Source organism: Heminiphilus faecis, assembly GCF_008728965.1.
Taxonomy (GTDB): domain Bacteria; phylum Bacteroidota; class Bacteroidia; order Bacteroidales; family Muribaculaceae; genus Muribaculum; species Muribaculum faecis.
This window is the reverse complement of record NZ_VSMC01000010.1, coordinates 1-15,472: the sequence shown is the minus strand read 5'-3', so window position 1 is coordinate 15,472 and position 15,472 is coordinate 1. Positions and strand designations below refer to the sequence as shown.

Annotated in this window: 18 protein-coding genes; 11 read left to right on the top strand and 7 right to left on the bottom strand. The window is 46.0% G+C overall.

All coding sequences use genetic code 11. The annotated features are described in order from the left end of the window. Window positions 1-136: 136 nt before the first annotated feature. Window positions 137-1,138: a type IX secretion system protein PorQ gene (gene porQ, locus FW767_RS05770; protein WP_121699584.1), complete on the top strand. Its 1,002-nt coding sequence runs from the start codon at window positions 137-139 to the stop codon at window positions 1,136-1,138. Here the strand turns inward: porQ and FW767_RS05765 are convergent. Next, window positions 1,133-1,771, bottom strand: a complete 639-nt coding sequence (locus tag FW767_RS05765) for an HAD family hydrolase (protein ID WP_150980393.1) — start codon at window positions 1,769-1,771, stop codon at window positions 1,133-1,135. The genes porQ and FW767_RS05765 overlap by 6 nt on opposite strands. Window positions 1,772-2,024: 253 nt before the next feature. Between FW767_RS05765 and cmk the strand changes: the two genes are divergently transcribed. The 6 genes from cmk to FW767_RS05735 are packed head-to-tail and all read left to right on the top strand — an operon-like array spanning window position 2,025 to window position 6,163. Further along, window positions 2,025-2,726 (top strand): (d)CMP kinase, encoded by a 702-nt coding sequence (gene cmk, locus FW767_RS05760; protein WP_121699586.1) that lies wholly within the window; start codon window positions 2,025-2,027, stop codon window positions 2,724-2,726. After that, window positions 2,716-3,579, top strand: a complete 864-nt coding sequence (locus FW767_RS05755; RefSeq protein ID WP_121699587.1) for a 4-hydroxy-3-methylbut-2-enyl diphosphate reductase — start codon at window positions 2,716-2,718, stop codon at window positions 3,577-3,579. Before cmk ends, FW767_RS05755 begins: the two co-directional genes overlap by 11 nt. Beyond that, window positions 3,576-4,100, top strand: coding sequence for a 3'-5' exonuclease (locus FW767_RS05750; RefSeq protein ID WP_121699588.1), 525 nt, complete (start codon window positions 3,576-3,578; stop codon window positions 4,098-4,100). Before FW767_RS05755 ends, FW767_RS05750 begins: the two co-directional genes overlap by 4 nt. Further along, entirely contained in the window at window positions 4,097-4,387 is a 291-nt protein-coding gene (locus FW767_RS05745) for a hypothetical protein (RefSeq protein WP_121699589.1), read from the top strand. The genes FW767_RS05750 and FW767_RS05745 overlap by 4 nt, the downstream gene beginning before the upstream one ends. Window positions 4,388-4,415: 28 nt before the next feature. Beyond that, entirely contained in the window at window positions 4,416-5,381 is a 966-nt protein-coding gene (locus tag FW767_RS05740; RefSeq protein ID WP_121699590.1) for a polyprenyl synthetase family protein, read from the top strand. Beyond that, a complete protein-coding gene (locus FW767_RS05735) occupies window positions 5,378-6,163 on the top strand; it encodes a TatD family hydrolase (RefSeq protein WP_235898070.1) in 786 nt (261 codons plus the stop codon). Before FW767_RS05740 ends, FW767_RS05735 begins: the two co-directional genes overlap by 4 nt. Here the strand turns inward: FW767_RS05735 and FW767_RS05730 are convergent. The 6 genes from FW767_RS05730 to FW767_RS13125 form a co-directional block, all read right to left on the bottom strand. Beyond that, complete coding sequence (locus FW767_RS05730; RefSeq protein ID WP_121699591.1) at window positions 6,151-6,696, bottom strand: hypothetical protein; 546 nt, start codon at window positions 6,694-6,696, stop codon at window positions 6,151-6,153. The genes FW767_RS05735 and FW767_RS05730 overlap by 13 nt on opposite strands. A gap of 135 nt (window positions 6,697-6,831) precedes the next feature. After that, a complete protein-coding gene (gene dnaJ / locus FW767_RS05725; RefSeq protein WP_121699592.1) occupies window positions 6,832-7,998 on the bottom strand; it encodes a molecular chaperone DnaJ in 1,167 nt (388 codons plus the stop codon). Window positions 7,999-8,015: 17 nt separating this feature from the next. Next, window positions 8,016-8,627, bottom strand: a complete 612-nt coding sequence (locus tag FW767_RS05720; protein WP_121699593.1) for a nucleotide exchange factor GrpE — start codon at window positions 8,625-8,627, stop codon at window positions 8,016-8,018. A gap of 131 nt (window positions 8,628-8,758) precedes the next feature. Beyond that, window positions 8,759-9,592 (bottom strand): 4-(cytidine 5'-diphospho)-2-C-methyl-D-erythritol kinase, encoded by an 834-nt coding sequence (gene ispE, locus FW767_RS05715; protein WP_121699594.1) that lies wholly within the window; start codon window positions 9,590-9,592, stop codon window positions 8,759-8,761. A 14-nt stretch (window positions 9,593-9,606) separates the two neighbouring features. Next, complete coding sequence (locus FW767_RS05710; RefSeq protein ID WP_121699595.1) at window positions 9,607-10,032, bottom strand: hypothetical protein; 426 nt, start codon at window positions 10,030-10,032, stop codon at window positions 9,607-9,609. Continuing rightward, window positions 10,004-10,156 (bottom strand): hypothetical protein, encoded by a 153-nt coding sequence (locus tag FW767_RS13125; protein ID WP_205523826.1) that lies wholly within the window; start codon window positions 10,154-10,156, stop codon window positions 10,004-10,006. The genes FW767_RS05710 and FW767_RS13125 overlap by 29 nt, the downstream gene beginning before the upstream one ends. 277 nt (window positions 10,157-10,433) lie before the next feature. On the opposite strand from FW767_RS13125, the gene sppA reads away from it, so the two are divergent. The 4 genes from sppA to thiL are packed head-to-tail and all read left to right on the top strand — an operon-like array spanning window position 10,434 to window position 15,233. Then, the gene (sppA, locus tag FW767_RS05705) at window positions 10,434-12,185 is read left to right on the top strand and encodes a signal peptide peptidase SppA (RefSeq protein WP_121699596.1); all 1,752 of its coding nucleotides are present in this window, start codon (window positions 10,434-10,436) and stop codon (window positions 12,183-12,185) included. Window positions 12,186-12,207: 22 nt separating this feature from the next. After that, a complete protein-coding gene (lpxK, locus tag FW767_RS05700; protein ID WP_121699597.1) occupies window positions 12,208-13,311 on the top strand; it encodes a tetraacyldisaccharide 4'-kinase in 1,104 nt (367 codons plus the stop codon). A 54-nt stretch (window positions 13,312-13,365) separates the two neighbouring features. Continuing rightward, window positions 13,366-14,184 (top strand): purine-nucleoside phosphorylase, encoded by an 819-nt coding sequence (locus FW767_RS05695; RefSeq protein ID WP_121699598.1) that lies wholly within the window; start codon window positions 13,366-13,368, stop codon window positions 14,182-14,184. Between the two features lie 2 nt (window positions 14,185-14,186). After that, window positions 14,187-15,233: a thiamine-phosphate kinase gene (gene thiL / locus FW767_RS05690; RefSeq protein ID WP_121699599.1), complete on the top strand. Its 1,047-nt coding sequence runs from the start codon at window positions 14,187-14,189 to the stop codon at window positions 15,231-15,233. The last annotated feature ends 239 nt before the right edge of the window (window positions 15,234-15,472 follow it).

The following is a 15,472-nucleotide window of genomic DNA, read 5'->3' as shown; positions in this document are numbered from 1 at the left end:
CAAAATTGAATGCCCATTTTTGTAATAGTTTAGTTTGTTTCAGGTTTATTAGCAAAAATATTTAAATTAATTATTATCGTTTCGGTGCAATATAAGAGTGAAAACATACGTTAACACTTACGTAAGTAAAATGATTATGAATTTTCGTGCATGGATATCCGGTTCTTTTATAGCGGCTGCTTTTTGTTGCTTGGCTGATGACGGTTCTACGGCATACAACTTTCTTGATGTCACATCTTCAAGTCGAGTTTACGGGCTTGGAGGTATAAACATATCGCTGATTGATGATGATATAAACCTGATAGAACAAAATCCGGCTTTTCTCGGTCCGGAATTGGGAAAGCAGGTCGGGGTGAACTATATGCGATATCTTGGCGACTCCGACTTTGCTGGTGTGCGTTACGGCATGGCTGCCGGTGAGAAGTCTGCATGGGCTGTTGCCGTTCAGTATTTCGGCTATGGTGAAATCAGGGGTACTGACGAGACTGGTGCCGATATCGGTTCATTCAGTCCAAAGGATATTTATGTCGCAGGTACGTTCGGACATGATATAACCGATCGTCTTCGGGGAGGCATTACGTTGAAAGCCATATATTCGTCATATGAATCTTATACGGCATTTGCGATGGCTACCGATTTGGGCATTAGTTATTTTGACTCTGACCGAGATTTGTCTTTATCGTTGGTGATAACTAATCTGGGCGGTCAGTTAAAGCGGTTCAATGACGTGTATGACCGCTTGCCTGTTGATGTCAGGCTTGGCTGGACACAAGGTCTCGGGCCGTATCCATTCCGTATATCCGTAACGGCATGGAATCTTACCAAATGGCATCTTCCATATACCGATGCCGGAGACGGAAGTGCCGATACGATGCCGGAAGAAAAGGACTCTTTCGGCTCAAATTTATTGCGTCATCTTGTATTCGGCATGGAGTTTATGCCTGCCGATGCTTTTTATGTGGGCCTTGGATACAATTATAAAACACGGACCGACATGAGTGCTTATTCACGTACGTTTTTATCTGGGATGTCCATGTGTGCCGGATTTAACGCCAACCGATTTTCAATAGGAGGGGCGGTCGCCCAGCCTCATTCAGGCGCTATGACATTTATGTTTAATCTGCGTATGACTTTATAGGAGTCCGTTTAAATCGTTCATAACCGCAACGTGAGGATAAGCCGCCAGTTCATCGGATGTCGTTACGCCGTTGAGCACGCCTGCAAAGTCGACCGCCGCATGTAGAGCGGTTTCGGCATCGACAGTGCTGTCGCCGATATATAGAACACTGCTTTTCTCCAAATCAAGCTGCTTTATAGCAAATTTTAAACCTTCAGGAGAGGGTTTGGGGTACTCTACATCTTCGCCTCCTATTATGATGTCTACAATATTTTCATCCAGATTGCGATCAAGGCATTCTTTTATGCGATAACGGTATTTTGTTGAGATTATGCCGATTTTTGCATTTGATTTTTTTAATGCCGATAAAACATTGACCGTTTCGGGAAACAGCACGGTATTGTCGGTCATTATACGGTCGGCTTCGGCCACATACTCCTTTTTTAGCCGTGCAAGAAATTCAGGATCGTGATTGTCAGTAAATATGCTGAACGACTCCTCAAGTGTCTTGCCTATTGTACGTTTTATGTCATCGTCGCTGACAGAGGTAAAACCGTGGCGGTTGAGTACATTCCGATAGCATTTCACTATGCCTTGTGAAGAGTCGGCAAGCGTATAGTCAAAATCGAAAAGATATGCTTTGTAATCCTTCATAATTGAATTCGGGTTTGTTTTGCAAATTTAGCGAAACGCATTGTAACTTCCGCAAATATCAAATAATAATTGATTTTACTTCAATCCTTGGATATGTATATAAGCCTGTTATCATGATAAACTAATGTACACATTGAAAAGATTCGGCATCTTCATGTATGCTGACTGAGAGCGGGCATGAAACTTTCAGGCTGATTTAGTAGGGAGATTGATAAATTCTAAGTAACTTTGACTTTGTCTTATCTGTTATATTATGTCAGAAGAAAAGAAAATCATAATTGCCATTGACGGATATTCGTCATCAGGTAAAAGTTCTATGGCTCGTGCGCTTGCTTCGGCTATCGGGTACCGTTATATAGATTCCGGAGCCATGTATCGCGCCGTTACTTTGTGGGGCATGCGTCATGGTATGGTTGAGAACGGCAATGTGGATTCCGAGGCTCTTGTCAGTGCGCTTCCCGGAATTACAATTGATTTTAAGCCGATGCCTGACGGCAGGCAGCGCACATTGCTCAACGGTGAGGATGTGGAGGATGAAATAAGACGGCTCAATGTATCCAACAATGTGTCGCAAGTTTCCGTAATACCTGAAGTAAGGCATCGCCTTGTGGCGATGCAGCAAGCGCTTGGGGAGGGAAAAGGCATAGTGATGGATGGCCGAGACATAGGAACGACCGTATTTCCCGCTGCCGAGATGAAAGTATTTGTCGATGCTTCGGCAGAGACTCGTGCCCAAAGGCGGTTCAGCGAACTTGTCGATAAAGGTGTGCCGGCCACTTACGAGGAGGTCCTTGCCAATGTTGTCCATCGCGACCATATAGATGAAACCCGCGAAGAGAGTCCGTTACGCAAAGCCGGAGATGCGGTGTCGCTTGATAACTCATGCATGAGTATCGAGGAGCAGAATGCTTGGCTGCTTGACTTGTACAATAAAATACTGTCCGATGCGCATTGAGATAGATGAAGCATCGGGCTTTTGCAACGGAGTTGTGTCTGCGATATGCAAAGCCGAGGTTGAACTTGACAACAGCGGACGGCTTTATTGCTTGGGCGATATAGTGCACAACAGTGACGAAGTTGAGCGTTTGCGCAAGCGCGGTCTTGTAACGATAACTCATGACGACTTGTCGAGACTGCATGACGTGAAAGTACTGTTGCGGGCTCACGGAGAGCCACCACAGACTTATGAGACGGCTAATGCCAACGGCATAGACGTGATTGATGCGACGTGTCCGGTAGTGCTGCACTTGCAGAAGCGTATAAAGAAGTCGTATGACGAGCGCACACCCGACGAGCAGATTGTCATATACGGCAAGCTCGGTCATGCCGAAGTTAACGGCCTTGTGGGGCAGACTGACGGCAATGCCATAGTCGTTGAGGATATCGAGGGGTTGTCGCAGCTTGATTACAACCACGACATTGTGCTTTATTCGCAGACAACTAAGTCATTGCACGGTCTTTCGGAGATGATAGCGGAAATTGAGCGCCGCAAGTCACCCGGCACGACATTTCGTTACTATGACACTATATGCCGTCAGGTAGCAAACCGGGTGCCTCGGTTAAGGCGTTTTGCATCTGAGCATGATCTGATACTTTTTGTCAGCGGAAAGAAGAGCAGCAACGGCAAGATACTTTACGGAGAGTGCAAAGAGGTGAATCAGCGTACTCATCTTGTATCCAACCCCGCTGAGATAGATCAGTCATGGTTGAGCGGTGTCGATAGTGTGGGCATATGCGGAGCTACGTCTACACCGCGCTGGCTTATGGAAGAGGTACGCGATCGTTTGATACATATGACTGAAGGATGAATGATTTTATAGCCATAGATGTCGAGACTGCCAACAATGCTCCGTCAAGCATATGTGCCATAGGTGCTGTGAAGGTATCCGGCGGATGTATAGTTGACCGGTTTTACGAACTTGTAAAGCCCGAGCCCGAGTGGTATTACCGATATTTCTCGGAAAACGTTCACGGCATATATCCTGAGGATACTGCTGACGCCTGTACATTTGACCGTGTATGGAAGCATATGGTGAGCCGTTTCGGATATGATGCGCCCGGAGGGATGGAGCACGTCGTGTTTGTGGCCCATAACAAGGCTTTTGATGAAAAGTGCTTGCGGGCTGCACATCGTGTGTATGGCATGACATGGCCCGACAATACATTTCAGTGTACATTATCGGCTGCCCGACGCAAGATACCCCGGCAGCTTCTTGGACGATTCTCGTTGCCCAATGTATGTGAATTTCTCGGTATACCTTTTTATAATCACCACAATGCACTTGCCGATGCAGAGGCATGTGCGAAGATAGCCATGACGTTGTTATGAACAGATTGTATTTTATTGCCGTATTGCTTCTCGTTACCGCATGTTCGTGCAAGGAAGGCAGAATAAACAAGGCCGCGCGTACTAATGGCGAGTCTGATGCCCGGACTCTTATAGACGGCGTTTCCGACATGTCTCAACTCGAAGTCGAGGGTTATATACTTGGAGTAAAAGCCATTGAATATGGATATATAGAGGAGGGCCATGAAAAGGCTGCCCGACTGTATATCGAAGGTTTCGAAAATTATATCAGGGAGAACTCCGATTCTCTTGCCCGTGAGATTTTTTAATAAGTGGATTAAGTGACAATTGTGTATAATGAAAAGTGTAAAAGATTACATAGAGTATATAAATGCGTCGTTTGACGCTATGTCTTATCCCGAACAACCGCGCGGATTGTATGACCCAATTAAGTACACCATGCAGTGTGGAGGCAAGCGGTTGCGTCCGATGCTGGTTCTTGCGGTGGCCGAAGCTCTCGGAATGAAGCCGGAGCATGCTGTGAGGCAGGCCATGGGAATAGAGATGTTTCATAACTTCACACTGCTTCATGATGATGTCATGGACCGGGCCGACATGAGGCGTGGAAATCCTACTGTGCATGTCAGATGGAATGAGGCTACAGCCATACTGTCGGGTGATGCCATGCTGACAATGGCATCGCAGCTGATGGGCAATTGTCCTCATGACAAATTGCATGAGGTGATGTCGATGTTTAACAAGACTGCAATGGAGATTTACGAAGGCCAGCAATATGACATGGACTTCGAGACCCGCAATGATGTCACCGAGTCCGAATATATGTATATGATAAGGCTGAAAACTTCGGTTCTGCTTGGTTGTGCATGTGCCGTAGGAGCTGTGTTGGCCGATGCCTCCGCTCCGGTAGTAAAGGCTTTTTATGACTACGGGCTTTCACTCGGCCTTGCATTTCAACTGCAGGACGATCTGCTTGACACATACGGTGATCCACGTGTTTTCGGGAAAAAAACAGGAGGGGATATTCTTAACGACAAAAAGACGTTTCTTCTTATAACGGCTCTTGACAGAGCGGATGTGCGTCAGCGTGCCGAGATCGAGTCGTTGTATGGAAAACGTTCTGATGACAAAGTGTCGCGTATAAAGGCTATATATGACAGTCTAAATGTCGGAGAAGTGTGTCGTGAACGTATAGCGGCATATATTGTCGATGCTGTAGCCTGCCTTGATACGATCGAACTGTCGGAAGAAGCTAGGGCGTTTTTTGTGAATCTGGCAGAGTCGTCATCAGACCGGAAATCATGATAATTGATACACATACTCATATCTATCTGCCTGAATTTGAAGACCCCGATGCTGCCGTAGAGCGTGCTTTAGCGGCTGGAGTGGGGCATATGGTATTGCCTAATGTCGACATGACAAGCATAGAACCTATGTTGTCTCTTCATGACAGGCATCGCGACTGTACGTCAGTGGCTATGGGGCTTCACCCTACCGAAGTCGGTCCGGGGTGGAATGCCGACCTTATACAAATCGAACGCCTCATCAATGAGCGCGACGATTTTGTGGCAGTAGGGGAGATAGGTATAGATCTGTACTGGGATATATCGTACCGAAAAGAGCAACGCTCCGCATTTGTTGCTCAGATCGACATGGCTTTGCGTCACGGACTGCCGCTTATCATTCATTGCCGGGAAGGACTTGATGATATCCTTGATGTGTTTGCTTCTTTTTCAAAATTGCCCGAAGGCGTGTTTCACAGTTTTGGCGGAGAAGTGACAGATATTGAACGTATAAGACGTTTCGGCGATTTTTATTTTGGCATCAACGGTATAGTCACCTTTAAAAATTCACGTCTGCGTGACGTAATACCATCAATAGGTGCTGACCGTATACTTTTAGAAACCGATGCGCCTTATCTTGCCCCGGTGCCACACAGAGGAAAACGCAATGAGTCGGCTTACATTGTACATACTGCCGCTTATGTAGCAGATATAATGAGAGTACCGGTAGATGAAATTGTCGGGATTACTGAACGCAATGCCCGACAATTGTTTAAAATTCCACCGTATAATCAAAATGCGTAGTAAAAGCCGAATGACAGGCTGGTACTGCTGAAGTCGACACCGAAACCTCTGTCGCCCAATGCACTTTCGGCATATTTTGAGTGACGATAGCCTATGAAGCCGAGTCCTGCCGCAAACCATGCCCTGTCGGTGATTCTTACCGATATACCGGGTTTCAATCCTGCTTCAAGACCGAAGGCATTGCCCGAATGATCTTTTATATGTTCGTTGGCAAAGCCTACTGTGCCGTCCATGTACAGGCTGAGTATACCGTGAGTGAAGTAAACGTACCGAAGGTATGGATTAAGTGTCAGAGCATGTGCGCTGACTCCGTCTTCACGGTTAAGTTTAAAACCTGCGTTCAAACCGATAAGCCACCTTTCGCTTAGCCCGTGGTTTGCATCAAAAGCAATTGAGAACGTTGTATGGTCATCTTTGTAGTTTCGCCAATAAGATGCCGATCCACCGATGGTGACAACCTGTGCGTCGGCTATTGCCGGTGTGAGTACGCTGATAATGGCAATCGCAACGCTGAGTAAAAGTTTTCTTTTCATGATAAATGTATTATTAAATATATGAGTGTGTCTTGCGTTGATATCTGCCGGTGTGTATTTTCATGAAACGAATTAAAAAAATAAGACATATGGGCTGCCGATTACTGCCGACTGCCCATATGTCATGATGTGCCTTTATTCAAATATGTGTCGCAGGCGGCTGAATATACGTTTTTTGACCGAATCGTCAGCTTTTGTATTTGGTGAATTTCTCAAAGACTCGATTGCTTCCTTCTCTTTGTCATTGAGATTCTCCGGTATGTATACCATTATGTTTACAAGCTCATCGCCTGTGCCGTAGCCGTCGGTGGAGGGCAGTCCTTTTCCGCGCAGACGCAGAACTTTTCCCGGCTGTGTTCCGGCCGGTATTTTTACACGGGCGCGTCCGTTGACGGTCGGTATCTCTACCGAACCTCCGAGAGCGGCAGTAGGGATGTCGAGCATAAGGTTGTATATCAGATCATTGCCGTCTCTTATCAATTCAGGGTCAGATATCTCCTCAACCACTACGAGCAGGTCGCCGTTTATGCCTCCTTTGCGTGCGGCATTTCCTTTGCCTTTAAGCGACAGTGTCATACCGTCTGAAACACCAGCCGGTATCGTGAATTCGATGACCTCTTCCTGTTTTACAATGCCTTCACCGTTACAGTACTGACACTTCTGGGTTATTGTCTTTCCGTCTCCGTTGCAATCAGGGCATGTGGCTGTGGACTGCATTGGCCCGAGGAATGTCTGTTGTACATGTTCTATCACGCCTGAACCGTGGCATCTTGCGCATGTCTGAAATGCCGTGCCGTCCTTTGCTCCTGTGCCGGAACAATGCTGACACTGTACGAAGCGAGGTATTTTCAATTTCTTGGTTACACCTTCCGCTATTTCTTTTAGTGTCAGTTTTACTTTTATGCGCAGGTCGCTTCCTTTCGGTTGGCGACGACGTCGTGCCGAACCTCCGGCAGCCGAACCGAAACCACCGAAAGCTCCTCCGCCGAATATATCGCCGAACTGTGAGAATATATCTTCCATAGACATGCCGCCGGCGTGGAAGCTGCCTCCGGCTCCGCCACCGAAGCCTGAAGGCCCCATATTATGACCCCATTGGTCATATTTGGCTCTTTTGTCTGCGTCGCTAAGAACGTCATAGGCCTCTGCAGCTTCTTTGAATTTTTCTTCAGCAGCTTTGTCCCCGGGATTTTTATCGGGATGATACTTCAAGGCAAGCTTGCGATAAGCTTTTTTCAGCTCGTCGGCGGTAGCCGTTTTGGGAACACCCAATATTTCGTAATAGTCTCTTTTGTTGTCCATTGTTGCCTGTTGCTTAATTATTGTCCCACGACTACTTTGGCGTGGCGTATAACTTTATCGTTCAGAGTATATCCTTTTTGAACGGTGTCTATCACCTTGCCTTTTTGGTCGGGATTGTCAGTCGGGAACATAGTCACCGCTTCATGTATCTCCGTGTCAAAGTCGCTTCCGGGTTCTGATGCAATCGGTTTTACTCCGTTCTGCTCGAGGTATTTGGTGAATTTATTATATATTAATTCAACCCCTTCTTTAATGGCCATTGCATCTGATGATTCATTGATAGCCTGAAGAGAGCGCTCGAAATCGTCGATTATTGGCAACAGACCGCGCATGGCGTTTTCGCCTCCATTTTTTATGAGTTCGCTTTTTTCCTTGAGTGTGCGTTTGCGGAAGTTATCGAAGTCCGCCATGAGAAACATATATTCTTTCTTCTCTTTTTCAAGTTGTGCCTGTGTATCGGCCAACTGTTTTCTTAGGCTTTCCACCTCATCCTCCTCTTCTTGTGCAATGTTCTTTGCAGCTTCGGTGTCGGAGTTTTCGATGTCGTCCAATTCGTTTATGTCAATGTCGTTTTCATTAATCGGGGCTTGTTCTTCGACTTTGCCGTGATTGTCATGTTTATTGCTCATAATATGTTGATGTTTTTAGATATCGCTGTTTTCATATTAATAACAGCAAAAATGCTGCCAAATACATTAAGAACTATATTTTAATCTCATTAGTGATAACAACCCGTAGGCTATAACGTTCATTTAACGGCTTATAAAGCGAGCGGTTGTACTAATGTGTCATAATCAGGGAACATGGTGCCGACGGTAGCTGACAAAGTGTCACTGTCGGTTGAGAATATTCCATATAAAGATGCTCCCGAACCGGTCATGGACGCGTATATAGCTCCCATGTCATAGAGCGATTGCTTGGCCGCGGCAATCTCGGGGCGTAGCGGGAATACCGATTTTTCGAAGTCATTAAATACTGTATCTTTCCACTGCGAGATGTCATTTTTAAGCAGATCTTCGAGGGAGACAGGAGGCATCGATGGTGTTACCCCGGAATAGGCTTGGGCGGTAGACACGCCATTGGACGGTTTTACTATCACTATTGTGTATCGGCTTAAATCCATATCTATGTCAGAGAATATGTTTCCTATGCCACGGGCGATACGAGGCCGGTTATATATGAAAAATGCGCAGTCAGCCCCTAACTTTGCCGCGATATCGGCCAATGTGTCATTGCTTAGCCCAAGTTCAAACAAGCGGTTAAGGCCTGTAAGTGTAAATGATGCATCGGCACTGCCTCCGCCGAGCCCGGCTCCGTCCGGTATGATCTTGTGCAGATATATATCGACCGGCGGCAGCGATATCATGTCATTGAGGGCATTATATGCTTTCATCACGAGATTCTTTTCCGGGGGACAGTCGACGTATCTGCCCGTTACGGTGAGTGTCGTTTCTGAACCCTTGGCCGGTACGATCTCAAGTATATCTCGCCATGGCACAGGATAAAAAAGCGTTACGATGTTGTGGTAACCGTCATCGCGCTTGCCGGTTATATTAAGACCTATGTTTATTTTTGCGTTGGGAAAAAGTATCATTGTAGTATAGTTTTTTAATGTAATATGATTTCACATCCTTTCAAACCGGTGTTTATCAGTGAATCGCATTTTGCGGTATCGTTTATTGCTTCGTTTAATGTCATCGGCAATATGATGATTTGTGTGACCTTAGCATCCGGCATTATGGCGGCTTTCAATTCGTCGATTGACGGAGCCTGCATCATGGATGCATATTCGGCGTATTTATAATGCGTAAAAGCAGTGTTAATATTTATTCCTCGTCTGTCAAGCAGATATCCGCACGACAGTTTTACGGGTTTCTGTGATGGTGTTATGTCGGATGGTGCCGGATATGACGCTATCGTCTGCCCGTCATCATTTAATGTCACAGGTACAAAATCGTCGAAATTGCCGTTTGTTTTATATATAATGGCACGCGGCAGTATACGGTTAGTCGCCGATGAGGTTGAAGCCGTCATGGTTGTCGCCGAAGAGCATGCTGACGGGGTTGTTGGTGTTTCGCTTGTCCGACAGGATAATGCCATTATTGATATTGTTATGATAAGTAAGTTTAAACCGGGCTTCATATATGGGAAATTTCACTCATTGGGACAATCATGACGCAGCGCTGCTTAAGACGCTGTTATATAGGGTGTAATTATATTCACTCATACTTGCATGACGATATTTACCGCAAAAGTAGTAATTAATTTTTCTTGGTGAAAGTCCGGCTCAAAAATAAATAGTGATACTTCTTGTATTTAAAAACTTAAAATTAATTAAACAATATTTGCAGTTACGGACATTATGCGTTAACTTTGTGTGATATAGTGCCGAATTTGGCATGAGCAGACTTTAAGCTGATAACGAAATCAACAATATGAAACAATTTTTTACTTATGTACTTGCTACCATCGCCGGATTATGGATAACGATGATTATCATGACCGTCGGGTCCGTACTTATGACGATAGTTATGCTTGCCGCTTCAATGGCGACTCCAACAGTCAGAATTGATAAAAAGTCAGTATTGCATGTCTGCCTCGACGGTCCTGTCGAGGAGCGTGCGCAGGGGCGGTCTATTCTTGAAGAGTTACAGGGTATATCTATAAACACAATACCGCTCAATGACCTTGTAAAGGCCATTGACCATGCTGCTGCCGATGACAGAATAGAAGGCATATATCTTGACTGTCAGGGCGGAAGTGGAGGTGCTGCAAGCATGGCATATATACGCGAGTCGCTTGAGAAATTCAAGGAGAGCGGCAAGTGGATAGTGGCTTATGGCGATGCATATACTCAAAGCAATTATTACCTTGCATCGTTAGCTGATTCTTTATGGCTGAATCCGGTGGGAGCCATAGACATACATGGAGTAGGAGGTACGCTGCCATTTTTTAAAGGCCTTCTTGATAAACTCGGTGTAGAGATGCAGGTGGTTAAGGTGGGCACTTACAAGAGTGCTGTCGAGCCTTATATAATGACAGAACCGAGCGAGGCCAACCGTGAGCAGATAAAGGGCTATATAACACCGATATGGAATTATATCAGTGGTGGTATTGCTGCCGGACGCGATGTGTCGACAGCTGATGTAAACGAGTGGGCCGACAGTATAATCGTTACTCAGGATCCTGCCACATTTGCCGCACGCGGGCTTATAACATCGCTGAAATATCGTCACGAGGCGGAAGAGTGGATGAAGTCTGTGACCGGTAAAAAGAAGAAAGATAATCTGAGTCTTGTTTCTCCTGCCAAATATGCGTCTGCAATCAAGGAAAAGTCCTCATCCAACAAGATAGCTGTTCTGTATGCCACCGGTGATATTGTGGATAGCGGCAATGAAGGAATTGTAGGCGACAAGATGGCTCCGCTTATCATGAGTATCGCGGAGAATGATGATATAGATGCTTTGGTTCTTAGAGTTAACTCCGGTGGCGGAAGTGCATTTGCTTCAGAGCAGATATGGGAAGCTCTCGAACAGTTTAAGGCTACCGGAAAACCGTTTTATGTGTCAATGGGCGATGTTGCCGCATCGGGTGGATATTACATATCTTGCGGCGCTGACCGCATATATTGTCAGCCTGTGACTATAACGGGCTCTATAGGCATTTTCGGACTGATACCTAATATTAAAGGATTGCTGAATGACAAACTTGGAGTAAACATGGTGTCAATCGCCACCAATCCAAATGCCAACATGACCTTGACCGAACCTTTTACGCCGGTACAGCGCGCGGCTATGCAACGTATGATTGACCGTGGATATGAGACATTTGTGGGCCGTTGTGCCGAAGGTCGTGGAGTTCCGGTTGATTCAATCAAAGCCATTGCCGAGGGTCGTGTCTGGGACGGCACCACTGCTTTAGAGATCGGTCTGGTCGATAAACTCGGTAGTTTGACTGACTGTATTTCGGATCTTGCTTTAGAGCAGGGTTATGACAAGTACAGTATTGTAGAATATCCCGATCCCAAAGGTGAATGGTGGGAAGAGTTGCTTATGGCATCATCAAGTGTCAAGCAGTCGGTTATTAAAGCCGAACTTGGTGAGGCTCTTCCTTATTATGAGGCTATACAACGGGTAAAGCAGATGTCACCGGTGCAATGCCGCATGGAATATATAGTTGTCGAATAACGTTTAGATATAGCTTTGGACGATGCGGCGCAATAAGATACTTGATACTTTTTTGCTGAAGCCCCTGTCGGTTGTATACGGGTGGATAGTATTGTTGCGTAACCGCTTTTTTGACTGGGGTATTCTCAAACAGCGAAAGTTTGATGTACCTGTAGTTGTCGTGGGCAACCTTGCCGTAGGTGGTACGGGAAAAACTCCTCATACCGAGTATATAGTCAATCTTCTGAAACATGAATATCATATAGGCGTGCTTAGTCGCGGATATCGTCGCAAGACTAAAGGTTTTGTCATAGCTTCAAAGCGCTCTACACCTTCTGACATAGGAGATGAGCCTTATCAGATATATCAGAAGTATGGCCATGAGGTCAGGGTCGCGGTTTGTGAAAGTCGAGTCAAGGGCATTGAGGAATTATTGCGTATAGACCCGACGATAAACCTTATTGTACTTGATGACGCCTTCCAGCATCGGTATGTCAAGCCTACTGCCTCGGTTGTGCTTATGGAGTGGAACCGTCCGGTATACAATGACGAGTTGCTGCCGCTTGGACGGCTTCGTGAGCCAAAGAGGGCCTTGCTGCGCGGCAATATAATAATCGTTACCAAGTGTCCTGCTGAGATACGGCCTGTCGATGTGCGTCTGATATATGACTATCTTGGCCTGTTTGCTTACCAGAAAGTGTATTTTTCAAGATATATATACGGAAATCTCGTTGGTGTGTTTCCCGACGAGGTAGCGTATGTACCTAATGTCGCTTGGATGACTTCCGATGATGCGGTACTGCTTGTATCGGGAATAGCCAATCCCACGCCTATAGTTCGTTTCCTTAAAGGTAGCGGAGTGGATGTGACACTTAAGCAATATCCCGATCATCATAATTTTACGCGAAAAGATTTTGATGATATATTAAAGCGCTTCAAGCAGCTTAAGGGCAGAAACAATTATATATTCACTACTGAAAAGGATGCCGTGCGTATTGCCAATAATCCTTATTATCCACATGAACTCAAGGCGATTACTTTCTATCTGCCGATAAAAGTCGAGTTTTTGCCTCATAAAATGCCAATGGGTTCCGATGTCTTTGATCGTGAATTGCGCCGCGTCATAAGTGTGCCCCACGAAAACTAACCTCTCGTATGGGTGTTTACTATATATTGTATATAACCAAATTCATTTATAAGCATGTTAGAAAAAATTAACCAAACTGCCGATTATATCCGTTCTAAGGTCTCGGATCTTCCTAAAACCGCTATTATTCTGGGTACCGGTCTTGGCGCTCTTGTAGATCATATCGAGGATAAGCAATATATACCGTATGCCGAAATACCCAACTTCCCCGTGTCGACGGTCGAGGGACATTCGGGAAACCTTATATTCGGACGTCTCGGCAATAAACGCGTTATGGCCATGCAGGGTCGCTTCCATTATTATGAAGGCTATGACATGAAGCAGGTGACATTTCCTGTAAGAGTCATGAAAGCGCTCGGTATAAAAACGCTTTTTGTCAGCAATGCCGCCGGGGGCATGAACCCGGAATTCATGATAGGCGACATAATGTTGATAACCGATCATATAAATCTTTTCCCGGAGCATCCGTTGCATGGTAAGAATTATGAAGAGCTCGGCCCGCGTTTTCCCGATATGAGCGAAGCATACTCACGACGGTTGCTTAAACACGCCGAGGAGATAGCGGAGGAAAAAGGCATACGTGTCATGCATGGTGTATATGTAGGTACACAAGGTCCTACTTTTGAGACTCCGGCCGAGTATAAGTATTTTCATATCATAGGAGGCGATGCCGTGGGCATGTCGACTGTGCCTGAGGTTATTGTGGCTCGACATACCGGAATTGAGGTTTTCGGTGTTTCGGTTATAACCGACCTCGGCGTAGAGGGCATTGTCGAGGAGGTATCTCATGAAGAGGTGCAGAAGGCGGCGCAGGCAGCACAGCCCAAAATGATGGAAATCATGACGGAACTGGTTAATCGGTTTGAAGAATAGTCATGGATGCCAATCAGGATTATACGGAGATTTCAAGCCTCGGTGAGTTCGGTCTTATTGACCGTCTGACTAAAGACATAGCCTTGACCAACTCTTCCTCATTGAAGGGGGTGGGCGATGACGCCGCTGTCATGGAGTATCACGATACGGAGGTGCTGGTTACCACCGATTTGCTTCTTGAAGGCATACATTTTGACTTGACATATGTGCCGTTGCGTCATCTCGGTTATAAGTCAGCAGTGGTAAACTTCAGCGATATATATGCCATGAACGGCACTCCTCGGCAGATAACGGTGTCGCTCGGTGTGTCTAAGCGTTTTGCCGTGGAGCATATGGATGCTCTCTATGATGGTATACGTAAAGCATGCGATGTCTATGGCGTGGACCTTGTCGGTGGCGACACTACCTCGTCAAGGCAGGGATTGGTGATATCCATAACCTGCATAGGCGATGCGCCGAAAGATAAGATTGTGTATCGTGACGGGGCAAAGGATACCGATCTGATATGTGTGAGCGGCGATCTTGGGGCGGCTTATATGGGGCTCCAGCTGCTCGAACGCGAGAAAGTGGCATCAGCCGGACAAAAAGATTTTGTGCCTGACTTCGGAGGCAAAGAGTATCTTATCGAACGTCAGTTGAAGCCTGAAGCAAGAAAGGATATAATAAAAGAACTTGCCGAGGCTGGCATAAAGCCTACTGCAATGATGGATATATCTGACGGTCTGTCAAGCGAACTTATGCATATATGCAGACAGAGCCATACCGGATGCCGTGTATATGAAGACCGTATACCGATAGATTACCAGACTGCAGTGATGGCCGAGGAACTCGGTATGAATCTCGTTACTGCGGCTTTGAACGGCGGAGAGGATTATGAACTCCTCTTTACGGTGCCGTTGTCTATGCACGAAGCAGTTTCGAAATTGCCGGGGATAAAAGTTATCGGTCATATAACTAAAGCCGATCTCGGGTGTGCTATGGTCACACGCGACGGTACCGAAATTCCGCTTAAGGCTCAAGGCTGGAATCCGCTTGCACAAAAGGATTGATTCTAAATTGACATTGAATAGTGACAGTGAAGAATCCAAATAGAAACGCACAGTATTAGCTTTCAATCCACATAACCAAAGCCTCCCTCTCTCCTCGGCAGGGGATGCCCGGAGTGGCGGGGGCGGCCGAGTCCGCCCCCAAGAGCGATCCGTTTCAAGAGATTCATCAACGAGTAAAACAGCAATACAAAAAAGGAGACCGAAGTCTCCTTAAGATTAAGTAATTTTGTATTGCTAAA